We start from the raw sequence: 22478 nt of genomic DNA, 5'->3' as shown, positions 1-22478 counted from the left end.
GCAAAGAACCGTCTCCGCTCGTCGGGAGCCACTACCGATTCGGAGAGTTGACGACGACAACCCGGCGCCGATTCTGCTGTATCGAGGCAGGTGCGCCCGACGGCCAGGTGCAACGTGCGTCCCTGTCTCCAAAAGCAGGCCAACGGTCCAGCCGCCGCTCGCACGTCGAGCCTAATGCCAACGTGCGAAAGACCTACACAACGTCGTCATCATAGCCGTCCCCTGCGACGATCTTTATAGAGCGACCACGAATTCGAGAGAGGCGAGCCTAAATTGTGCGTTGAGACATTCGTTGGGATGTGAGGTTCGCACGATCTTGAGATCGTCCTTACGACAACGGCGAGACGGGTCGTGCGAAATCTCCGGCAGTATCCGGTCGTTCCGAAGTGCAGATGATGGAGGGCTCTTGTCCAGTTGCCATGCGGGTAGCCTCCTGCAACAATATCTCTCGCATCCACTGGCTTTCCGGATCGCTATTGTGAAGCACGGGCCATTGGACCGCCTCAGTGAAGGCGGGGAATGGCTGCGGAAGCTCGGCAATCCGAAGGGGGATCGTTCTTTGGAAATGCTTTACAATCCCTAATGGCATCGTCCCTATGCGGTTCGTGCCTACCAGCAGGGGCGGGATCATGCTGAAGCTCTGCACGAGAATGTCGATCCGCCGATTGAGACAGAGATCGAGTAGAAAGGATTCCTCGACCAGCGTCTTGCGCGCACCTCCGAGCTTAACCGCAACATGGCCCATCGACATATACCGATCAAATGTAAGCCGCCGTAGTAGTTGGCTGTTCGTGCAGCAACCTACACAAACGAGTCTCTCCTCGAATAGGGCCGCCCTGGGGTGCACGCTGGACATGAATAATTCCGGCAAGATAACAAAATCGACTTCGCCGCGGCGGAGAAGCTCATCGTGCTCATCGGTGAGCGTCACGAGTTCGAAGCTGACGGCAGGCGCTTCTCGCGCGACGCGCTCCACGATATTTCGAAAGAATACGACTGTTATAAAATCAGAAAAGCCGATCCTGAATCGCCGGTTCGATCGAGCTGGGTCGAACGCGTCCCGCGCGATTATTGAGAGCTCAATGCGCGTTAGAGCTTCGCGCACAGGAGCTGCGAGTCCTTCCGCGCGTGAGGTGGGGACAAGTTCCCGCCCCCTCATCCCAAACAGCTCGTCATCGAAATAGGAGCGCAGGCGGGCAACGGCTGCGCTCATGGCCGGCTGACTAAGGTTAATCTTGCGTGCCGCCGCGCTGAGGTTGCGCTCAGTCATGAGAGCATCCAGCGCGACGAGAAGATTTAGATCTAGACCTTTGAAACGCATGTCTTCTTATCCGGCAGGAACGTAACTGCGGCGCATACAACGAGCGGTGACGGCTGCGTCTGGAGAGGTCCTATTGGCTCGCCCGAATGGACTTCGTTTCCATCCTGCGATCGCGAGAAGACGCTCGTAAAATGACCGCAACAATGGAGAGCAAGGCGGCCGGCCACCCAGCGGCGGCCAGAAACCGTCAGGAGTCCCGAAGCTGATCGGTCTCGCCGCTTCCAGCGAGCCACGCAACAGGACCCGATCAGTTGGTTAATGGCAGTTCAACCCAGTGTCCGGCCAGCGCCGTCAGTTCACCAAACCGCCCAGTCGACGGTCGCGTAGCGCAGCGTTAGCACGGCGGCCAACCTACAACCTGACGCGGGGTGCGATTCAAGCGATTTTATCGGGCAAGCCAAACATTGTCGCACTGGTGGAGGCGAGTTCTGACGCGATAGTGCCGGGCGTCGCCGGTTTGAGGTGCAAGCGCACCAAACCTCACCAGCGAGATCACCGCTCGGCACTCGGCAATTCTTCGCAACCGATCGCCATCTCTGGCCGCTTCGCGCCAGAAACGTTGAAGTGACGAAAGCGGCCGAGCATGTCCAAGGGTTCGGAGCGTATTTGGAACTTGCCGAGAGCGGCTTATGATTCTAGCAGCGCCTGCGAGTTGGAGTCTCCTGAGGCCCAGATGCCATGTTGGATGCTTCCTCCAGCAATATCCGCCGCATCCAAATGCTTGCCGGGTCGGTATTGTGGAACGCAGGCCACTGCACAGCCTCGGTGAATGTGGGCAGAGGGAGCGGTGGTTCGACGATCCGCAGTGGCATCCGCTGTTCGAAGTGTTTGGCGAGTCGTAAGGGCATTGTGCCGATACGGCGCGTATCTAACAATATGGGCGGAATCAGGCTAAAGCCCTGCACAACGATCTCAATGCGTCTCTTGACGCCGTGCTCGAGCAAGAACCATTCTTCGAGGTTTGGTCTGAGCGCCCGTCCGAATTTCGCCGTAACGTGGCCCATCGAAATGTATTTCTCGAACGTAAGTTGCCGCGATAGCTGCTTGTTCGTGCGGCATCCCACGCATACGAGGGTCTCGTCGAACAGCGTCGCCTTAGGATGCGCGCTCGACATGAACAGTTCCGGCAGAATGAGAAAGTCGACCTCGCCCCGGCGGAGCAGCTCATCGGGTTCATCGGAAAATGGCAGCAATTCGAAGCGCACCGCGGGAGCTTCCTGTGCAAGACGGTCCACAATCTTGCGCAAAAAGACGATCGTCATGAAATCGGAGAGAATGATCCTGAAGCGTCGGCTCGACTGAGTCGGGTCGAACGCGTCCCGTGATATGATCGAGAGTTGGATGTGCAGCAGCGCCTCGCGAACCGGGCCTGCAAGCGCCTCCGCGCCAGGTGTCGGGACGAGCTCTCGACCTCTCATGGTAAATAGTTCATCGCGGAAATAGGTACGCAGCCGAGCGATGGCAGCGCTCATAGCGGGCTGGCTCAGGTTAATTTTGCGCGCCGCCGCTGTGAGGTTGCGCTCCGTCATCAGAGCATCGAGCGCAACGAGAAGGTTTAGATCAAGTCCCTTGAACCGCATCTTGTAAGTCTATCCATCGTGTGGATGTGTTCCATCGGAACTATCGATTTTACCAAATAGCGGGATGTTGGATAGCAAACATCAGTTTGGAAAAAATAATCGAGTATATCACCATGGCTGCTGCTCGTTCACGCGGACTCAGAGAACAACTCCTGGACGTGCGAGCTGGCGCCGCATGTGTTTCGAGAGCGGCTATGGGCGCGCCGCGCGAGCCGCGTCGCTTCTTCTCTGTGCGAAGCTCGCTCGATCGAGACGTCAGGCGGACCTCGATAAACCTTGGTATGCGTGTTCCATCCCTTTCCATATTGCAGGTTTACCCGCGTACACTTGAGAGCGCGTTCAGCCGCATTCTAGTGTCGCGACATAACGGCAGGCGCAGATTGCGGATGCCAAGTAATTCAGGCGACTCTGCAAATGGCTCGCCTATCCACCGCATTCAGGGCGTGTCGAAGATGGATAAGAACCAGTGTGATTTGATGGCGTTCCGATGCGCCATCGATGAGGCCCCGCGCATCGAAGACCTGCCCTCCAAAGCGTCGACAGCGATGCTAGACGAGGCGGCAAAGCTTCGTGGTGCAGACAGGCTCTCGCCAGTCCAATCGCCTCGTCGGCATCTTTCGGCATATCTCGCGCAGGGCTTTGGCCGGATCACGAGCGCGAACCATGCGATATCTTCATCGCGAGCGAAGGCGCACGGCGCGGTGCAGGCGAGGAGTGCCGCGCTCCGACGGGTCATAGCAGCGCATTTCACTGTTGACCAGCGCTTCGGCGACTAGCGAGTTCAAGTGACCATCTCCGCTCTTCATTCCACTGGGGCACAAGGAAGCTCGCCATGAACATTGCCGTATCCCGGACTGCGGAAGCTCCTTCTACACGCACTCAAGTGCAGTGGAGCCGTCGCTGGGAAAACGAACTGCGGCTCACCGATCATGCCGAACTCGCCGAGTTCTTCCGCAAGAGCTACGGGCCGACCGGTGCGTTCAATGCGCAGCCATTTGAGGGCAACCGAAGTTGGGCCGGGGCAAGACCTGAGCTCCGCGTAATTGGTTACGACGCGCGCGGGATAGCTGCTCACCTCGGGCTACTACGCCGCTTCATCAAGATTGGTGGGGTCGATCTCCTCGTGGCCGAACTGGGATTGTATGCGGTGCGTCCGGATCTCGAAGGGCTGGGAATCAGCCACGCAATGCGCGTGATGTATCCCACACTGCAGGAGCTCGGGATTCCATTCGGCTTTGGCACGGTTCGGCCTGCGCTTGAGAAACACATGACCCGACTGCTCGGAAGGCAGGGGCTCGCCACCCTCATGTCCGGCATTCGCGTCCGCTCCACGCATCCGGATGTCTATCCCAATTTGTCGCCGACCCGCATCGAAGACGTGATCGTGGTGGTTTTCCCGGTTGGACGCTCGATAGGCGAGTGGCCGGCCGGGACGGTCATCGATCGGAATGGGCCTGAGTTGTGAAAGAACATCTCCCCCTATCTGCTGTCCGTTGCGACTATGCTGACGTGGCCGGAAGTCGCCCCGTCTATTTGACGTTCGATGACGGGCCAAATCCATTTTGCACGCCAGAGGTGCTCGAGGTGCTGGCGCAACATGGGATTCCGGCGACGTTCTTTGTGATCGGCACGTACGCGGCCGAACAACCTGAACTCATTCGACGAATGATCGCGGAAGGTCACGAGGTTGCGAACCACACGATGACCCATCCGGATCTTTCCAGATGCGGACCAGCGGAGGTACGCGATGAAGTTCTCACGGCGAGCGAGGCGATCCGTTCGGCGTGCCCGCAGGCCTCACCTAGGCACATGCGAGCACCTTACGGCATGTGGACGCACGAGGTGCTCGCTGTGTCAGCGAGCGCCGGTCTCACAGCTGTGCACTGGTCGGTCGATCCGAGAGATTGGTCCCGCCCCGGGGTCGATAGAATTGTGAATTCAGTACTCGCGAGCGTTCGCCCGGGTGCAATTGTGCTCCTGCACGACGGATATCCTCCTGATGAGGAGCGACCGTGCACTGATGCCACGCTGCGCGATCAGACCACGATGGCCCTGTCACATCTGATCCCGGCACTACAACGGCGCGGGTTTGTAATCCATCCACTCCCTCAACTTCACTGAGCAAAAACTGACACCCTATGGACCTGCTCGCTACAACCAGTGCTGTCGCTGTTTCGTCTTATGCGCTGCTCTCGACGATCTACAAGAGCGCGCAAGCGCTTTATGCTCAACCGGCGATTAACTCATCGCTGCAGGACAACCTGGGACGATCGGAGGTTGTCCTTCCTAGTGTAGACGTCATCGTGCCGTGCTTCAACGAGGATCCAATCACGCTCGCCGAATGTCTGGAGTCGCTTGCGAGTCAAGACTACACCGGAAAGCTACAGGTTTATGTGGTCGACGACGGATCTGCAAATCGCGACCTTGTCGCGCCTGTGCACAAAATCTATGCGAACGATCCGAGGTTCAGCATCATCTTGCTGGCAAACAACGTTGGAAAACGCAAGGCGCAGATCGCTGCGATACGCAGCTCATCCGGTGACCTGGTCCTCAACGTCGACTCGGATACGATACTTGCCGCTGACGTTGTCACGAAGCTGGTATTGAAGATGCATGACCCGCAAATCGGTGCGGCCATGGGTCAGTTGATAGCGAGCAATCGCAGCCAAACCTGGCTGACCAGGCTGATCGATATGGAATACTGGTTGGCATGCAACGAAGAGCGCGCGGCGCAGGCGCGTTTCGGTGCGGTCATGTGCTGCTGCGGCCCATGTGCCATGTATCGTCGCTCCGCGCTCGCCTTGCTTCTTGATCAATATGAAGCGCAATTCTTTCGAGGGAAGCCGAGCGATTTCGGCGAGGATCGCCATCTAACGATCCTCATGCTCAAGGCGGGCTTTCGAACCGAATACGTCTCGGACGCGATCGCAGCAACAGTCGTCCCGGACCGCATTGGGCCATATCTACGTCAGCAACTCCGCTGGGCCCGCAGTACCTTCCGGGACACGTTCCTCGCATTGCGCCTGCTGCCAGAGCTCGATGGCTATCTGACGCTAGACGTTATCGGGCAAAATCTCGGCCCGTTGCTTCTCGCCTTTTCATCACTCGCTGCGCTCGCGCAGCTCCTAATGGCAGGCTCTGTACCCTGGTGGACGGTATTGACGATTGCAGCAATGACAATGGTCCGGTGCAGTGTGGCAGCCATTCGTGCTCGCGAACTGCGGTTTCTCGGCTTCTCGCTCCACACACCGATCAATATCTTTCTCTTACTTCCTTTGAAGGCTTATGCGCTTTGTACATTGAGCAACAGCGATTGGCTCTCGCGCAAGGTCGCCAACGTGCCGGCCGATGGGGAAAAGCAATCTGTCATTCTGCACCCGAACGCTGGACGAAGTGCTGCAAGTAAATGGGGAATGTCTAGTATAAGTCGTAAGGCGAGGGTTTCCCAGAGCCCATCGAGCCTGACGGCAACAAAGAGTGTTTGCGGTAGCGATCGTTCGACTGCCTGCAAGTAGGTAATTGGCTCATGACCCTGGACGCAAACCATCAGCAATTAGCGCGAGAGCTGGCTGCCGACGATCCATGGCGTCTCGACAGTAGTGCCTTCGAGCAGGAGCGATACGCTCAAATGCTCCGGATGTCGGGTTGCAACGGAGATGTTTCGTGTGGCCTCGAAGTAGGATGTGCAGCCGGTGCATTCACGGACATGCTGGCTCCGCTATGCGAACGACTCACCGTGGTCGATGTCATGCCGCAGGCGATCGAGCGAGCGCGACTACGGACCAGGAAGTGGTCACATATCACGTGGGTGACCTGCGACATTCAGCGGTTCTCGACCACTGAACAGTTCGATTTGATCGTCGTGGCCGAGGTTCTTTACTACCTCAAGGACATTGTCGAGATGCAAGCGGCTATCCGCAACCTGGTGAGGATCCTAGCGCCAAATGGGGCTCTGATATTCGGGTCCGCACGTGATGCCACATGTCAACGGTGGGGGCTTGCTGCTGGTGCCGAAACGGTGATCGCCCTCTTCAACGAGAGCCTATCGGAGGTCGAACGTCTGCACTGCCACACCGAGTCAATCAACGAAGACTCCTTGATAGTCCGGTTCCGGAAGCCGGGTCACTCGTCAGAACAATCAAACGTCGGCCACTAGACCAGGGGATCGTATGCGCATCTGCGGCATCAAGTTAACCCATGACGGGGCAATTGCTGTCATCGAGGACGGGCGACTTGTCTTTTGCACCGAGCAAGAGAAGTGCGGCAACGGTCCACGCTACCAATCCGTCGAGAATCTCGATGCAGTCGTGCTCGCCTTGGCGGAGCATGGCCTGGATCCGCGGGATATCGATCAGTTCGTCATCGACGGCTGGGATGGGGAGATTGAGTCGCAGTTCCAGGTCCTAAGTGGAGCTGTGCCGATCGCGCTGAAGGGGGCGCCATATGTCGAGCGCCATGCTGAGGGCCTTCTTGATTCCGTCGACGGCTTTGGCGTGATCCTCGGAGACAAGGTGTTTCCATATAAGAGCTACCCGCACGTTACAGGCCACGTCGCGTCAGCATATAGCACCAGTCCCTTTGCAGGTGCGGGAAAACCCACGTTCTGTCTGGTATGGGACGGCTGCATCTTTCCACGTCTTTACTATGTGGAACCTCGGGGGGCACGGCTCATTGCATGCCTGTTTCCGATGATCGGACATGCCTATGCTGCCGCGGGCCTTCACTTCGGCCCATACAGGCAGCCGAACCGCTCCAGTTGGGATTTGGGCATCGCCGGCAAGCTGATGGCTTACATCGCGCTAGGCTCTGTCGACGAAAGCATCGTCGCAGTGTTTCAGGAGCTCTATGAAAAGCGCTTCGCCGCTGACACGGAGCAGGCACGTCGGTACCGCGCTGAGATCAACAATCCGGAAGCGTCTCTTGCAGCTCTGCACGACTTCTTCGAGGCAAGCGCTTTGCGCCTGACGGCCAAGCGAGCGGAGGACGTCCTTGCGTCGTTTCATGTGTTCGTGGAACGTCTTCTTGTCAAGGAAATGGCGATGGTTCTGCTGCAACACTCGTCGCTTCCGGGAGCGCGAAATCTATGTATCGCCGGCGGCTGCGGTCTCAATATCAAGTGGAACAGCGCGCTTCGTGCGACTGGATTGTTCGATGATGTTTGGGTGCCGCCGTTTCCGAATGACAGCGGCTCGGCGATCGGCGCTGCTTGCGGCGCGATGGCGGCGCAAAATGGCTTCGGGCCATTGGAATGGTCAGTCTACAGTGGTCCGGCCCTGCACGACAGCGAGCTTCCGCCGGATTGGGAGGCGGCGCCGTGCAGTCTGCGTGAACTTGCGGCGATTCTCGCGGACGACAAGCCGGTCATCTTCCTTTCCGGGCGCGCCGAACTTGGTCCGCGGGCGTTGGGCGGCAGAAGCATTCTTGCAGCCCCGACCTCCCCGGCAATGAAGGATCATCTCAACGACATCAAGCGTCGCGAGCAGTTCCGACCGGTGGCGCCGATCTGTCTGGAGGATCGGGCGCCGGAGATTTTCAGCCCAGGTACGCCAGATCCCTACATGCTGTTCGATCACCAGACCCGCGCGGAATGGCGCGACAGGGTCCCCGCTGTCGTCCATCTCGACGGTTCGGCGCGGCTGCAGACAATCTCCCGCAACTCTCCGCACAAAATCGCCGAGCTTCTCGTCGAATTTGAGAAGCTTACCGGCATTCCGCTGCTCTGCAATACCAGTGCTAACCTCCACGGGCGTGGATTCTTCCCGGATGCTGCCGCGGCCTGCCACTGGGGACGCGTTGAGCATGTGTGGTGCGACGGCCTGCTCTGGACCAAAACGGTGGTAGGGAAGCCATTGTCGGACGAACGACTTCTCTCAGCCTAAGAGTGATCATGTCCACCGTAGCAATCGACCTTGCCGGCGTGAGAAAATCATTTGGCGACAAGGTCATCGTCAATGAGCTGTCGTTCTCGGTCGCGCGCGGAGAATGCTTTGGCCTTCTCGGGCCGAATGGAGCCGGCAAGAGCACGATCGCGCGCATGCTGCTTGGCATGATCTCGCCGGACGGAGGAAAGATTACGGTGCTCAATGAGCCTGTGCCTGCACGCGCTCGTGTCGCACGTGTGCGTATCGGCGTGGTGCCGCAATTCGATAATCTTGAACTCGAGTTCACCGTACGAGAGAATTTGCTGGTGTTTGGCCGCTACTTCGGCATGAGCGCTCGCGAGATCGAGGCGATCGCCCCCTCGCTGCTCGAGTTCGCACGCCTCGAGAGAAAAGCGGACACGCGCGTTGCCGCGCTGTCCGGTGGCATGAAACGGCGGCTGACGCTGGCACGTGCGCTAATCAATGACCCGCATTTGCTCGTGATGGATGAGCCGACGACTGGTTTGGATCCGCACGCCCGCCACCTGATTTGGGAACGTCTGCGAGTTCTACTTGCGCGGGGCAAGACGATTCTCTTGACCACTCACTTCATGGAAGAGGCCGAGCGCTTGTGCGATCGGCTGTGTGTCCTCGAGGGTGGACGCAAGATCGCTGAAGGCAAGCCAGACGACCTGATCGACGAGCATATTGGCTGCAATGTGATCGAAATCTATGGGGGTGATCCACATCAGCTCCGCGAGCTGATCAGGCCGTATGCCCGGCGCGTTGAAGTGAGTGGAGAAACGCTCTTTTGTTATGCGCCATATCCGGAGCAGGTGCGCGTGCAACTGCATGGGCATGCGAGCCTTCGTATTCTGCAGCGCCCCCCGAATCTCGAAGACGTGTTTTTGCGGCTGACCGGGCGCGAGATGGAGAAGTGAGCGATGGGTGAAAGTTATGCGGCGGTGATGCCCGCTAACGCGTACAACTGGATCGCGGTATGGCGTCGGAACTTCCTCGCATGGAAGAAAGTCGCACTTGCATCGATTCTCGGCAACCTCGCAGATCCTCTAACCAATCTGTTTGGCCTCGGCTTTGGCCTTGGACTGATCCTGGGGCGCGTTGAGGGGACGTCGTACATCGCCTTCCTGGCGGCAGGCATGGTCGCGACCAGCGCCATGACGTCGGCGACCTTTGAAACCATGTATGCAGCCTTTGCACGCATGGACGCCAAGCGCACCTGGGAAGCAATTCTCTCTACTCAGCTAACGCTTGGCGATATCGTCCTAGGTGAACTGGTGTGGGCGGCCAGTAAGTCCGTTCTGGCCGGAACAGCGATCGCGATCGTCGCCGCCGCTCTCGGTTACGCATCATGGCTATCCATTCTCTATGCGATGCCAACAATCGCCCTTACTGGCCTTGTCTTCGCCAGCTTGGCGATGGTCGTCATATCCCTTGCGCCAAGTTACGATTACTTCGTGTTTTACCAGACACTTGTCCTCACTCCTATGGTGTTTCTGTGCGGCGTGGTCTTTCCGTCAAGCCAACTGCCCGACTCATTTCGGCACTTCGTCAGCTTATTGCCTCTCGCACATTCGGTCGACCTTATTCGCCCAGCGATGCTTGAGCGCGGTGCCGACAGTGCTGCCCTGCACGTAGGTGCGCTCTGCGTTTACGCGGTTTTGCCCTTTTTCGCGTCGACAGCACTATTTCGGCGCCGCCTGCTGCGTTGACGTGAGTTGAGCGAAACGGACAAAGTCAAATCGATGCAGTGTCACGATGCTTCTGCGGTAGCTCGGGGGTGACCTCGTCTATTAGAGCAGCTTCTGCAATGGCCTTAAGAGGCCGCAATCGAGCCGGTTCTACGGCCGCCTGTTCGGTCGATCGGTGTCGGGGGCTAGCAGCCTTGCTTCTGAGCGCCTGTCGCTAGGCGCCGAGATGGACCCAGCAAAGTTGTGTTGTGCTGTCTGGCACGCGCGCCCGGCGGGGCGCGACTGTACAGATTAGATCGGTGGGGCGGCAGTTAGCCTTCCTGTCATGTTCAAATGGAGAACGGGATGTTGTGCCTGGGAGTGAGTGGCGGTCTTGATAAAGTCTATGAGAGCTCTCCGGAGCTGCCGACTACATTTCTTCACGATGGCGCTGCGGTTCTTGTGCAGGATGGCCGCGTAATTGCTGCTGTCGAAGAGGAGCGCCTCAACCGCGTCAAGCACTCTAACAAGTTCCCGAGCAATTCGATCCGATACTGCCTTTCTACCGCAGGAGTCTCGCTCGGCGAGATCGACCGTATCGCGTTCTACGCGACTGAAGCCTACTGCAAAACCATGCTCGAGCGTCTTTCTGTTTCTCAGCCCGTTCCCTTGGACCCCAAACTGTTGCTGCGGCAGCTGCTGGCACGGGAGTTCGGCGCCGAGATCGATCCGTCTCGGCTTTCCTTCGTGAATCACCACGAGGCACATGCCGTGAGCGCGTTTTCCATGTCCGGGTTCGAGCAAAGTCTCGTTTTTACGATCGACGGCGGTGGCGATTTTCTCTCGGGCTTATTGGCGGCGGGGTCTGGCACTGAAATTGCGCAACTTGCAAGCTTCCCGGAACATAACTCCCTGGGACTGTTCTATCTCGAGACGATTCGATATCTCGGCTACGGGTTGTTCGATGAGTACAAAGTGATGGGACTTGCCCCATACGGTGATCCCACTCCCTATCGCGAACTCTTCGCGCAGTTCTACGAATTGTTGGACAACGGTGGCTATCGCGTTCACCTGGATCGAATCGGTCCGGCCCTGGTCCGCAACATCGATGTTCGGCGAAAAGGAATGCCATTCACCCAACAGCATCGAGATGTCAGCGCTTCGCTGCAGGAAGCGCTTGAGCGGATCGTGTTTCACATCCTGCGGCACCATCGTGAAGCGACGGGCATGAGACGCTTGTGCCTGGCTGGCGGGGTAGCCCATAATTGCACGCTGAACGGTAAGCTGCTTTATTCCGGGCTATTTGATGACATCTTTGTTCAACCCGCGGCGCACGACGCCGGTTGCGCGCTCGGCGCTGCATTGATGGTCTCAAACGAACTGGGGAGGCCAGCGCCGCGCGAGCGACTGCCGGACGTTTATTGGGGGCCTGATCTCGGGAGCGAGCAAGCCGTAGAGCATGAGCTCAACGCATGGTCAGGCCACCTCGACATTCAACGAAGTGATGACATAGCATCCAGTGCGGCAGACTGGATGGCAAATGGTGCTGTAATCGGCTGGGTGCAGGGCCGCTCTGAGTTCGGCCCACGTGCGCTTGGTAACCGCAGCATTCTTGCGGATCCGAGGCCTGCGGAAAACAAGGACCGCATCAACGCGATGGTCAAGAAGCGCGAGGGCTATCGCCCCTTTGCGCCATCTGTACTGGAAGAGGATGCGAGCGAGTTCTTTGAGCTGCCGGACGGCACGCGGCAGCTCCCCTTCATGAATTTCGTGGTTCGTGTGCGTGAAGCCAAGCGTAACGTGCTCGGTGCGGTTACCCACGTTGATGGGACCGCTCGGCTGCAGACAGTATCGCGAAGGACAAACCCCACCTATTGGGATGTAATTAGTGCGTTCAAGAAGCGAACGGGCATTCCGATACTTCTAAATACCTCGTTTAACAACAATGCCGAGCCGATCGTGCAGTCCGTGTCAGATGCGATCACCACATTCTTGACGACTGACCTGGACGGACTTGTTGTTGGCCCTTTCCTCGTCAGGAAGCGGCCAGCTTCACTGCAGGATTGGTGTGCACTGGGCGTGTCATTGCCGCCGTATGCATCCCTTCATCGTGTTCGATCCTACACAGCGCCAGATCGCCAGGAAACGGTGTGCGAGATCCGCACGGGACATTCCGCCCACCATAGTATGCGTATCTCACATGAGCTTTTCGAGATCTTGATGCGGATCGAGGGCGAGGCGTCGCTCAGCTGTCTTTTCGACGCAACCATGCTGGACCAGGCCAAGCGTGAAGATCTCGTGAAGGAATTGCGGCTCGTGTGGGAGGTGCGGGGCGTTCGCCTGCATCCTCCGCGCGCTCGAGGGCACAATAAAGTGCAAAACGAAACATAGCCCGAACTCATGAGCAATGGCCATGGCTATACCTGCATGTGAGGGGGCAAGGCTATCCAGCGCAGAGGGTGGCATCGGGCATCCGCCTGAAATCGGGTACGTCGACGCAACACCGCTGAAGAAAATACGCAAACTGTTGAAAGAACGCGGCTCACCAGGGATAGCGCTGCTATGAAGTTCTACCGACGCAGCTCGCCGGCACCGCGAAATCAGGCCATGGCCTCGGACGAGATGATACGTGAGATGTCTGCGATGACGTCTATTGTCCAACCAGGAGCCCGGGAAGAGGAAATGCAGATGCTTAGCGGTTCGAGGAATGACCGGTTCGTAGTTTCCCGGCGACGTACGGGGTTCGGCGATTGCCTGTGGTCACTGGCGGCAGCCTGGCGTTTTGCAAAGCAGACGGGACGGACGCTAGCCATTGATTGGCGGGGGTCTTGTTATCTCGATGAGCCATTCACCAATGCCTTTCCAGTCTTCTTCGAACCGGTTCAAGACATTGCTGGCGTGCGGGTGATTTGCGGTGACGAGATTAACCAGTGTTCATTTCCGGGACCATTCTTCCCGGCATGGTGGAACAAGCCATCCATCGATTGCGTCTATCGCCCGGACGAGCAGATTTTCCGGGAACGCGACGAACTCGATCAACTGTTCCAAAGTCAGAAAGATAGTGAGGCTAACACGGTTGTGTGTGACGCCTGCCTGATGTGGCGCTGTGATCAGGAGGCCGAACGAGAAATCTTTCGAAGCATCAAGCCACGACCTGAAATTCAGGCTCGGATTGATGCTATCTACCGCGAGAACTTTGAATCGTACAGCGTAATCGGCATCCATGTCCGGCATGGCAACGGCGAGGATATCATGGGGCATGCTCCCTACTGGGCTGACCCGGAGCGCGCCTTGCGACAGGTCTGTAACGCCATTGATAAGGCCATGGGGTTACCCCACGCAAAACCCGTGAGGGCTTTCCTGTGCACGGACAGCGCGCTCGTCCTTGAGAAGGTTTCGACTATATTCCCTGATGTTTTCACGATCCCAAAACGATTCCAGGCGCCTCAGGCTGGCCCATTGCACAACTCGGCGCTCGGAGCCGAGGGCGGCTTTTCCGCTCTCATCGAAATGTATCTCCTTGCGTGCTGCGACACCGTGATCCGTTTTCCCCCGACGAGCGCCTTCACGCGCTATGCGCGTCTCTTTGCCCCACGCGTTATAGAATTCGATTTGAATGATCCGAGCCGATTGATCTTGATTGAAGAAGAATCGAAAGATCTCGTAGCTTCATGAAAGTCGTAGCTCGATTGATCGATCTGATAGCCGCTCTTTGCATCCAGCAGTACTGGCAGTTCTTTTCGGGGCGGCAATTGTCTGTCCAAAGGGATGCGCTGCCGCGAACTTCCAGCGGAGAACAGAACGATGCGGCGGGCGAATGCCTTCCGCAGAAGCTCGACGTCGACAACAATGGCGGCAATGCGCTGCAGCCGCGTTAAACAAGTGGAACACGTCTTCGTCTTCCTCGGGCGGACCCGCAAGTCGAAGCTGATCGGCGGTCGATCGCGGATGAACATATCGAAAGGTTCGCCGTTCAGCCGGCGAGTTCCGTCGTGGCGGTCGGGCGCTCTCGAGATCCACTATTTTGGCGAAACAATCACGCCAGGTCGTGGTCTGGAATCAATCCGCCCGGCGATGTGCCGGTGCTGGACACAGCAGAACAAGGGCGCGATGAAGTCAGCATCAGCTGCCACAGAATCTAACGTACGAAGCTGGTGACGTCAGTTTTCGAGTTGACGCGGCTACTGGCCGTGGCCGCGATCCTGATCGATCGTTGCTTCGACGAGAGCACTGGCCTCCGCTGGCTCTTCCTCCTGTGCAGTCAGGAGATAACGTGCGTCTTGCCGCCGGGTCTTGGCGCAGGCGAGTGTGCTCGTGACGTTACGTAGCCGATGCACCATCGCTGTCACAAAGCAAACGCACCGTGTCTTGAATACGCCAAGCATTCCGCGTGCGCGACATTAGGACGCAAAACGGAAGCGGATTTACCTGCATCGCGGTGGCCCAAATCCTGCTACGCGTGCGGCGCGCAACAGGAGGGGAGGCGGGCGTGGATCTCGATCTGCCAAATGACGATCTGATCACAGGCTCGCTGCCCGAAACACATTTGGGTTGCCCCTTTCACGCCGATAAAGCCCGCGTTCATGGCGGAGAACAGAAGGCGATGCTGCTCACCGGAGCATCGCGCGGAATTGGTCATGCCACTGCCAAGCTGTTCTCGGAGGCGGGCTGGCGCATCATTTCTTGCGCGCGTCAACCGTTCGACGGCGAGCGATGTCCCTGGCACGCAGGGGACGAGGATCATGTCCAGATCGACCTCAGTAATCATCGAATGCTGCCGCGCGCGATCACTGAGGTCAAGAAGCGCTTGGCCGGTGCACCTTTGCACGCACTAGTGAACAATGCTGGTGTCTCGCCGAAAACGCCCGCTGGCGATCGGATGACGTCGTTGACGACGTCTACCGAGACCTGGATGAGGGTGTTCCATCTCAATTTGGTGGCCCCGATCCTGCTGGCGCAGGGTTTGTTTGACGAGCTAAGAGCCGCGTCAGGATCGATCGTGAACGTGACTTCGATCGCGGGCTCGCGGGTGCACCCGTTTGCCGGCAGTGCCTATGCGACGTCGAAAGCTGCGCTTGCGAGCCTCACACGCGAAATGGCGCACGATTATGCGCCGCATGGCATTCGTGTGAATGCAATTGCGCCCGGCGAAATCAGGACGGACATGTTATCGCCCGACACAGAAGCGCGTCTCGTGCCAAGCATCCCGCTGCGCAGAGTGGGAACCCCGGATGAAGTGGCCAAGGTCATCTTCTTCCTGTGCTCGGATGCGGCGAGCTATGTCACGGGGGCCGAGGTGCCGGTCAATGGTGGGCAACATCTGTGAATCGGCCGGCCTTGGCGACACAGCTAACTTGAGCTGCAGCAGCGGCGCTTATGGTCTCCGCTGACGATGCGCACGCAATCCGCAAAAATGAATGAAGGCACACTGTAAGTTTATCGTCGTGCCATGAAAAGGTGTCACGGTTCTATGTCATCTCGTCAACACTTGGCGTTAGATCGAGAGTGACATGCAAAACGAAGCTCGCCAACCAGGACAAGGTACCAGGGAGGACGATCAAGACAACGGAGGCCGCCTCATGCTGGATATCCCTTTCTCACACGAAAGATCTGCCTCGCAACCTGAGCCGGAGGGTAAGCCCCCGGGGGAGCCGTTGCGTGAGAGCGCGCTCACCGGCATCTTCGAAATATCGAAAATTCTTGCCGCTCCTTGTCGGCTCGAAGTCACGTTGGCCAACGTTGTTGGTCTTTTGCAATCGTTTGTGCAGATGCGACACGGCATCGTCTCACTGTTCGACGAGGACGGCATGCCGGATATTACGGTGGGCGCCGGCTGGAACGAAGGCAGCGACGAAAGTTACCGGATGCGACTGCCGCGGAACGCAATCGACCAGATCATCGCGACGGACAGGCCTCTTGTCGCCGAGAACGTGGCCGCCGAGCTGGTATTCAGCGCTGCCGACCGGGAAGTGCTCGGCGCCTCCGATAGTATGCCAGTGTCGTTCATCGGGGTTCCCATTCGCATTGACCGTAAGGTCGTGGGCACGCTGACGGTCGACCGCATCCGGGACGATAGGTCGAGTCTCCGGCTCGAGTACGATGCGCGACTGCTCGCCATGATCGCCAACCTGGTGGGTCAAACAGTGAAGTTACACCGCTTGTTCGCCTGCGATCGCGAACGACTGATGGCGGAGAAAGACCGGCTACAAAAGGAGGTATTAGAGCTCAGGCAACCCTCTCGGGAGCGCAAGAAGCTACACGCCCATGGGATCATTGGCGACAGTCCGGCGCTGCGCGGGCTGCTCGAGAAGATTGCCGTTGTAGCCAGATCGAACAGCACGGTTCTGCTGCGTGGTGAATCCGGCACCGGAAAGGAACTCGTAGCCAAGGCCATTCACGAATCATCGTCCCGCGCCAAGCGCCCGTTCGTTAAGCTGAATTGCGCGGCGCTTCCTGAGACCGTCCTGGAATCCGAATTATTTGGTCATGAGAAAGGCGCCTTTACCGGTGCGTTTAGCTCGCGCAAGGGACGCTTCGAACTTGCTGACAAGGGAACGCTTTTTCTTGACGAGATCGGCGAGATCTCAGCTCCGTTCCAGGCGAAGTTGCTGCGCGTTTTGCAAGAGCAGGAGTTCGAGCGCGTCGGGAGCAACCAGACTATTAAGGTCGATGTTCGAGTGATAGCTGCGACCAACAAGAACCTCGAAGAGGCTGTCGCAAAGAGCGAGTTCCGGGCGGACCTTTACTATCGCATCAGCGTAGTTCCCTTACTGTTGCCACCGCTACGCGAAAGACGCAGTGATATTCCTCCGCTTGCCAGGGAGTTCCTCAGAAATTTCAATAACGAGAATGGCCGTACTCTGACTTTGGAGCCGAGTGCGATCGATGTACTGATGAACTGCGGCTTTCCGGGAAATGTCCGCGAACTCGAAAACTGCATCGAGCGAACAGCGACGCTGTGCGCCGGATCATCGATCGTGAGAAGTGACTTTGCATGCTGCCACGGCCAGTGCCTTTCCGCGATGCTGTGGAAAAGCACGTCGGACGAGAGGAAAGAGCAGCCCGTACCCATGCCAGCGGTGCCGGCAAAGCCCATCATTCCGCTAGCTGAAGCGAGCCAGCCGGTCCAGTCTGTCGGCGACGAACTGGCCTCACTGGGGCCTCCCGGCACAGCTCTCGTTAGTGGCGCGAAGATGGCCGATCGCGAACGGGTCGTTGCGGCCATGGAAAAATCTGGCTGGGTGCAGGCAAAAGCAGCGCGCCTGCTCGGACTAACGCCGCGCCAGATTGGCTACGCGCTGAGGAAATATGGAATCGAGATAAAGCGGTTCTGAACGACGACATCGGCCGGAACTGCTACTCCCAAATAGCTATATGAGGACGATCTCCGATAGGCAATCTCATCGCAATCTGAACGGAATGGTCCGCCCTCGGCGGCAACTTGGCCCCGAGCGAAACCACCCGCCCGCTTGCGGGACTGCTGTCGAAAGGCGGGTTTACCTGGTTCGGTGAGAGATGGACTCGCGCGCCATGACATACCGAGCGTCACCTGTGGGCCATGCAATCGCGAATCGTCGGTTGCTCACCTCTAACAAGCTATGATGCCTATCCGCCGATCCCCGGAAAAGTGTGAAGCGTTTTCCGAAAAGATCATGCTCAAACAAAGATCTAAAGCGCGATGATGATTCATCTTAATCTCATCGCGCTTTAGTGAGCGGCAATGCTCAAAAAACGTCAATCGGTCCGCCGCCCGCTGGTGATTAGCGACGGTAATCTGTCAAAAGGCTGGCCTCACTCAGCTGGCGCGCCGTGCGGAACAGCGCTGTCGCAGCCCTGACTTATGTTGGCATTGTTCGTTGGGAAGAGCGAGCTAGAGGGGCGCATCACCCGATCTAAGCCTGTGTGATAGCAAGCCGATTCCAAAGGGGCGGGTGATGGTACAACACTTGCTCTGCTCTTCGCAGCTGTCGCAATTGTTGGAGCAACACCGTGCACAATGTCGTCTGCATCAAACAGGTTCCGGACTCGGCGCAGATCCGCGTGCACCCCGTGACCAACACAATCATGCGTCAGGGAGTGCCGACCATCATCAACCCATATGACCTCTTCGCGCTCGAGGCCGCGCTCGAGCTGCGCGATCGGTTCGGCGGCGAAATTACCGTGCTTACAATGGGACCGCCATCGGCGGAAGAGTCTTTGCGAAAGGCGCTGACTTATGGCGCCGATCGCGCCGTCCTACTCACCGATCGCTGCTTTGCGGGCTCCGACACCCTGGCAACAACGTATGCACTTGCAACAGCCATCCGAAAAATTGATAAGGAATATGGCCCGACAAAGCTCATCTTCACGGGAAAGCAGACCATCGACGGCGATACGGCGCAGGTTGGGCCCGGCATCGCAAAGCGGCTGGGCGTAATGCAGCTAACTTACGTTGCGAAGGTCAGATCCTTAGATCTCGCCAACCATACAATTGAAGCGGAACGACGCTCCGAAGGTGGTGTCCAGGTGCTGCACACGAGGCTGCCCTGTCTCATCACCATGCTGGAGGCAACGAATCAGATTCGGCGCGGCGCGATGGTGGATGCCTTGCGTGCCGCGCGTGCTAAAATTGTGAAATGGAGCGCGCACGATGCCGGTATCGAAGACGTCTCCAAATGCGGCCTCAAGGGATCGCCGACCGTCGTCAAGCGAGTGTTCGCCCCCTCTGCGCGGGCTGAGAAGGCGGCGTTGGTTGAGGCCGCCGAACAACCGGCGCAAGCGCTGATAGACGCGATTTTCAAGCGTGAACCGAAGCTCGAAGCCGATCTTAAGGCACTTGTCCGTGACGCTTGATCTGGAGAGTCCTGGCAACAACAGATTGAAACGGTCCAAGGATGTGCCAACGCCAAGAGGCACCCGAGTCAAGTGAGCGCGCAAGATGTAGCTAGGCATCGGGGCCCGCGACCAGCGCATTCGGGGTGCATGCCGTTCTCGATTGCTCGCGATCACCTGGGACCGCATGTTCCGTAGACCACGTTATGGCCTCGATCGATGTCCGGAGTTGGCCGCGATTGTCAGGCAGATCGACAAAGGGCTGCGCATGCGTCCAGATCCCACTGCATGGTCGTGTTCGACGGCGTTGAGGCGACTGTTTCGCGCGTAGTTGTCACGAGCAAGGACGGAATACGTCCGCGACCGGGACCACCATACTAGCGCCCGAACGCCCAAAGCACTGTCCCGCTGTTGAAAGTGCGAAGCCCACCTATGTGGCACCTTTGGACCAATCTCCGCGATTCAACAGCCCTATACCCATTGTGAGTGGCGGCTGGCTCTTCGCCGGTTGGTTTTTGACGGCCGTGCAAGCGCCATCAGGTTCAATACACTTGCAATGAGAAATCGGTCGCCAGCGCTTTGTTTCAATGTATTCAGAACCTGTGGGGTGAGTGCAAGAGTTGGCACGGTGATTGCTGTAAGCATGCAAGAAAGCGGCGGGGCGGTGCTCGCGAAGCGCGAAACCTAGCGGCGGTCTCTTTGAAAAGCTCGTGCCGGCCAGCAGCCGGCATTCGCGCGGCTTGCGGGCGAAGGCCCCAAGAGTCAGGTGGATGCGGATAGTCCTTGTAATGCTGTACGAAGATCATAGCGGTTCGACCAACTGGCAGGAGCAGAAATCGAGAGGGCCTGCGCGGCGCAAATCTCGCCATGGCTCTGCAAGCGAATGCTGGCCGTGTCGGGAATTCGCGGCATCGGACTTTTCGTGCACCGGAATTCGTCTGGATCGCCGCCGCTCAGCTGATGAACGCGTTCCCTTCCATGCGCGCGAACAGGACTGAACATGCCGCTGTCTGCTACCGCGAAGCTGGCCACCAAGAATTTCGCCTGGATGGTAAACGCGATCACAAGCTCATCGAAACCAACGAAATGGCGGTAGCCAATAGTTGGCCCGGATACGAAGTTGCTCCGTCAAGGACCGTTCTCTCCTCATCGCCAGGGGTCAAATGGCATCTCAAGCGTCTCGATTTACACCCGGTCAGCCTCCGCAGATATGCTGCGAGTATTTGACCGAGCAAGCGCGAGCCCTGTTCGGCCCGCACCCGTTCGCTGCGGAGATGTCCCAGGACCAGGTCGCTAGCCTGCTGCCTGAATATCTGGCGATGTCACAGGCGTTCCCGTACCTGCAGGCGGGGTCGCAAAAGGATCTCATATTCGATGCAATGAATCACAATCGAGATCTTGCGAGGGACGTTGAACTGACCAGCGTGGTCGCAAATTTCATCTGTTGGGATGAGACGGGTGGTTATGGCCAAATTCTCCAGGGCGGAAAGGCGGCGCTACCCGATATTCTGGTGACTGAAAACTTCCACTCGAACCTGTTTAGAAAGGATGCGTCGCAACTACTCGGCAGAGCAATACGGCCCAACTACAGCGCCACGACGAAGCGGTACCTGCATTCTCTCTATGCCGGATTGTCATCCAAAGATCCTTTGGTGCGTTGCGCCTACATGGTCGCTTTTGAGCTACACGCTGCAGATATGATCCAGTCGCTATGGACCACTCTGGTCAAAACCTTTAAGGCGCGGCCTGACGATCTTGAGTACTTCCGCAGCCATGTCGGCGGAGAAGATCCCGCGGAGAAGTATCACGGAAAAATGACAAGCCGGCTGATTGGCGAACTTGTCCCGGCTGACCGTAACGATCGCTTTTTGGATGAATTCGATCGAGCCTATCGGCTCAGCTTACAGTGGTGCCGCGATCTGCTCCGAATTGTCTCACTTCATGATGATCGGTCGGAGATCGAACACCATGGCCGTTGTCATTGTGGTTCTGTCAAGTTCTACGTCCAAGCGCCGCGAGAGCTCTCTGCAGTTCGATGCAATTGCTCAATCTGTCAAATGTCTGGATTTCTGCACTTGCTCGTACCTGGCAAAAAGCTTGGCATTGAGTGCGGCGAAGAATTCCTCACGGCGTACCAGTTCAACAAGAACATCGCTCGGCACACGTTTTGCCGGGTTTGTGGCGTAAAGCCATTCTATAGGCCGCGGTCGAACCCGTCCGGATTCAGCGTAAATATTCGATGTCTGGATAACAGGACCATCGAACGCATAACAATAAGCGACTTCGATGGCGAGCATTGGGACCAAGCGTTCCGCTCGATGCACCAGGACCTGGAGCCCTGCGTCGAAGATAAAACCCTGGAGTGAACTCGAATGGCGCGCGCAATGAATCATAAATCCCGTCTGCTTTCAGAAGAGGCTTTGACAAAATACCGCATAGAGCTGTTGGTGAAGGGTACGGTCGTGATTGGCCCCCAGGTATTGTTCACCCAAGATGACTTGGCCAAGATCGATCAGCTGCAGGCTGAGATTCCCGAAGAAGAAGTGAGGGAGGGAGATGCCGGCGACTCGCACAATGTTTTCGTCAAACGCGTGAGGATAGACCCGCCCGGCCGCGCTCCTAGCGACGCGAGTGGTGCAGCTCCAAGGGAGATCATGGAACTACTTGAAAGGAAAGACCGCACCTTCGCGCTAAGAAAGATTTTGGGAGCCACGTCAGATTACGTGATTCGCCGATGCCAAATGCATCGGATGCCCCCTGGCTCCTTTGTTGGCATTCATCTGGATGCTGCGAGCGACCCGGATTTCGAGTACTCGGTGATTGTGCAGCTGGCGAGAGACTTTGAGGGGGGTGAGTTCGTGGTATATCCAAGCGGGTACGAACAGCAGGTGTTCCAACCGCCATTTGGTACGGTACTTGTCACCACATGTAAGCTCCGGCATGAGGTGATGCCTGTGCTGACCGGCGAGCGCCGATCGCTGGTCTACTTCTGTTCAAAGCGCAGCGGCGCGAACCGCCGGATCATCGAAAGCTCTACCAAGGGCCCTTGAATGAGGTGGCTGAAATGGCTTCGAATGAGTTGGGTAACGGGTGAGCTCTCAGGAGAGATTGGTAGCTTGGCCATCTTGTGGTCAGACTGTCGCTCGCAAAGGCTGCCACAATGCAGGTCAGAAGCCACAGCTAGCTTTGCTGCCTGTATAAAGGCCACCACGCG

At 57.7% G+C, this 22478-nt stretch carries 19 protein-coding genes; 16 read left to right on the top strand and 3 right to left on the bottom strand.

From position 1 onward, the window contains the following. Window positions 1-328 precede the first annotated feature (328 nt). Together ACTEK7_RS12155 and nodD1 are read right to left on the bottom strand one after the other, a co-directional pair. A complete protein-coding gene (locus ACTEK7_RS12155; RefSeq protein WP_225129696.1) occupies window positions 329-1321 on the bottom strand; it encodes a LysR family transcriptional regulator in 993 nt (330 codons plus the stop codon). A gap of 635 nt (window positions 1322-1956) precedes the next feature. Beyond that, the gene (gene nodD1, locus ACTEK7_RS12150; protein WP_225129694.1) at window positions 1957-2901 is read right to left on the bottom strand and encodes a transcriptional regulator NodD1; all 945 of its coding nucleotides are present in this window, start codon (window positions 2899-2901) and stop codon (window positions 1957-1959) included. Between the two features lie 452 nt (window positions 2902-3353). Here nodD1 and ACTEK7_RS12145 point away from each other — a divergent pair, with 452 nt between their 5' ends. The 14 genes from ACTEK7_RS12145 to ACTEK7_RS12080 all read left to right on the top strand — a co-directional run bounded on the left by ACTEK7_RS12145 (window position 3354) and on the right by ACTEK7_RS12080 (window position 19285). After that, entirely contained in the window at window positions 3354-3677 is a 324-nt protein-coding gene (locus ACTEK7_RS12145; protein WP_225129692.1) for a hypothetical protein, read from the top strand. 56 nt (window positions 3678-3733) lie between these two features. Beyond that, a complete protein-coding gene (locus tag ACTEK7_RS12140; protein ID WP_225129690.1) occupies window positions 3734-4366 on the top strand; it encodes a NodA family N-acyltransferase in 633 nt (210 codons plus the stop codon). After that, window positions 4363-5022: a chitooligosaccharide deacetylase NodB gene (gene nodB / locus ACTEK7_RS12135; protein ID WP_463671673.1), complete on the top strand. Its 660-nt coding sequence runs from the start codon at window positions 4363-4365 to the stop codon at window positions 5020-5022. Before ACTEK7_RS12140 ends, nodB begins: the two co-directional genes overlap by 4 nt. A gap of 17 nt (window positions 5023-5039) precedes the next feature. Further along, window positions 5040-6416, top strand: a complete 1377-nt coding sequence (nodC, locus tag ACTEK7_RS12130) for a chitooligosaccharide synthase NodC (RefSeq protein ID WP_225129688.1) — start codon at window positions 5040-5042, stop codon at window positions 6414-6416. Between the two features lie 11 nt (window positions 6417-6427). Further along, window positions 6428-7057 (top strand): nodulation methyltransferase NodS, encoded by a 630-nt coding sequence (gene nodS, locus ACTEK7_RS12125; RefSeq protein ID WP_225129686.1) that lies wholly within the window; start codon window positions 6428-6430, stop codon window positions 7055-7057. A gap of 13 nt (window positions 7058-7070) precedes the next feature. Then, window positions 7071-8780: a nodulation protein NodU gene (nodU, locus tag ACTEK7_RS12120; protein ID WP_225129684.1), complete on the top strand. Its 1710-nt coding sequence runs from the start codon at window positions 7071-7073 to the stop codon at window positions 8778-8780. A gap of 8 nt (window positions 8781-8788) precedes the next feature. Continuing rightward, complete coding sequence (nodI, locus tag ACTEK7_RS12115; RefSeq protein WP_225129681.1) at window positions 8789-9703, top strand: nodulation factor ABC transporter ATP-binding protein NodI; 915 nt, start codon at window positions 8789-8791, stop codon at window positions 9701-9703. A 3-nt stretch (window positions 9704-9706) separates the two neighbouring features. Continuing rightward, window positions 9707-10495, top strand: a complete 789-nt coding sequence (locus ACTEK7_RS12110) for an ABC transporter permease (RefSeq protein ID WP_225147986.1) — start codon at window positions 9707-9709, stop codon at window positions 10493-10495. A gap of 324 nt (window positions 10496-10819) precedes the next feature. Then, on the top strand, window positions 10820-12844 hold the full coding sequence (locus tag ACTEK7_RS12105; protein ID WP_225129677.1) for a carbamoyltransferase family protein: 2025 nt from the start codon (window positions 10820-10822) through the stop codon (window positions 12842-12844). Window positions 12845-13015: 171 nt separating this feature from the next. Beyond that, window positions 13016-14128 carry a nodulation protein NodZ gene (locus ACTEK7_RS12100; protein ID WP_275945329.1) on the top strand — a complete coding sequence of 371 codons (1113 nt, stop codon included), beginning with the start codon at window positions 13016-13018 and terminating at the stop codon, window positions 14126-14128. A 14-nt stretch (window positions 14129-14142) separates the two neighbouring features. After that, entirely contained in the window at window positions 14143-14331 is a 189-nt protein-coding gene (locus tag ACTEK7_RS12095) for a hypothetical protein (protein WP_225129675.1), read from the top strand. Between the two features lie 611 nt (window positions 14332-14942). Next, a complete protein-coding gene (locus ACTEK7_RS12090; protein ID WP_225129673.1) occupies window positions 14943-15779 on the top strand; it encodes an SDR family NAD(P)-dependent oxidoreductase in 837 nt (278 codons plus the stop codon). Window positions 15780-16032: 253 nt separating this feature from the next. Further along, the gene (gene nifA, locus ACTEK7_RS12085) at window positions 16033-17787 is read left to right on the top strand and encodes a nif-specific transcriptional activator NifA (RefSeq protein WP_463671672.1); all 1755 of its coding nucleotides are present in this window, start codon (window positions 16033-16035) and stop codon (window positions 17785-17787) included. A 655-nt stretch (window positions 17788-18442) separates the two neighbouring features. Next, window positions 18443-19285, top strand: coding sequence for an electron transfer flavoprotein subunit beta/FixA family protein (locus ACTEK7_RS12080; protein WP_225129669.1), 843 nt, complete (start codon window positions 18443-18445; stop codon window positions 19283-19285). A 741-nt stretch (window positions 19286-20026) separates the two neighbouring features. On the opposite strand, the gene ACTEK7_RS12075 is transcribed toward ACTEK7_RS12080, so the two are convergent. Continuing rightward, window positions 20027-20329, bottom strand: a complete 303-nt coding sequence (locus tag ACTEK7_RS12075) for a hypothetical protein (RefSeq protein WP_225129667.1) — start codon at window positions 20327-20329, stop codon at window positions 20027-20029. A gap of 158 nt (window positions 20330-20487) precedes the next feature. Between ACTEK7_RS12075 and ACTEK7_RS12070 the strand changes: the two genes are divergently transcribed. Then, window positions 20488-21630, top strand: a complete 1143-nt coding sequence (locus ACTEK7_RS12070; protein WP_225129665.1) for a GFA family protein — start codon at window positions 20488-20490, stop codon at window positions 21628-21630. Window positions 21631-21636: 6 nt separating this feature from the next. Further along, a complete protein-coding gene (locus ACTEK7_RS12065) occupies window positions 21637-22314 on the top strand; it encodes a 2OG-Fe(II) oxygenase (protein ID WP_225129664.1) in 678 nt (225 codons plus the stop codon). Window positions 22315-22478 lie beyond the last annotated feature (164 nt).

Source organism: Bradyrhizobium sp. JHI2711 (genome assembly GCF_056156565.1).
The sequence above is the reverse complement of the archived record's forward strand: the minus strand, read 5'-3'. Positions and strand labels throughout refer to the sequence as shown.

Coding starts and splice junctions, on each gene's coding strand:
- ACTEK7_RS12155 (WP_225129696.1), bottom strand. CDS start 1,321: ATGCGTTTCAAAGGTCTAGATCTAAATCTTCTCGTCGCGCTGGATGCT.
- nodD1 (WP_225129694.1), bottom strand. CDS start 2,901: ATGCGGTTCAAGGGACTTGATCTAAACCTTCTCGTTGCGCTCGATGCT.
- ACTEK7_RS12145 (WP_225129692.1), top strand. CDS start 3,354: ATGGATAAGAACCAGTGTGATTTGATGGCGTTCCGATGCGCCATCGAT.
- ACTEK7_RS12140 (WP_225129690.1), top strand. CDS start 3,734: ATGAACATTGCCGTATCCCGGACTGCGGAAGCTCCTTCTACACGCACT.
- nodC (WP_225129688.1), top strand. CDS start 5,040: ATGGACCTGCTCGCTACAACCAGTGCTGTCGCTGTTTCGTCTTATGCG.
- nodS (WP_225129686.1), top strand. CDS start 6,428: ATGACCCTGGACGCAAACCATCAGCAATTAGCGCGAGAGCTGGCTGCC.
- nodU (WP_225129684.1), top strand. CDS start 7,071: ATGCGCATCTGCGGCATCAAGTTAACCCATGACGGGGCAATTGCTGTC.
- nodI (WP_225129681.1), top strand. CDS start 8,789: ATGTCCACCGTAGCAATCGACCTTGCCGGCGTGAGAAAATCATTTGGC.
- ACTEK7_RS12110 (WP_225147986.1), top strand. CDS start 9,707: ATGGGTGAAAGTTATGCGGCGGTGATGCCCGCTAACGCGTACAACTGG.
- ACTEK7_RS12105 (WP_225129677.1), top strand. CDS start 10,820: ATGTTGTGCCTGGGAGTGAGTGGCGGTCTTGATAAAGTCTATGAGAGC.
- ACTEK7_RS12100 (WP_275945329.1), top strand. CDS start 13,016: ATGAAGTTCTACCGACGCAGCTCGCCGGCACCGCGAAATCAGGCCATG.
- nifA (WP_463671672.1), top strand. CDS start 16,033: ATGCTGGATATCCCTTTCTCACACGAAAGATCTGCCTCGCAACCTGAG.
- ACTEK7_RS12065 (WP_225129664.1), top strand. CDS start 21,637: ATGGCGCGCGCAATGAATCATAAATCCCGTCTGCTTTCAGAAGAGGCT.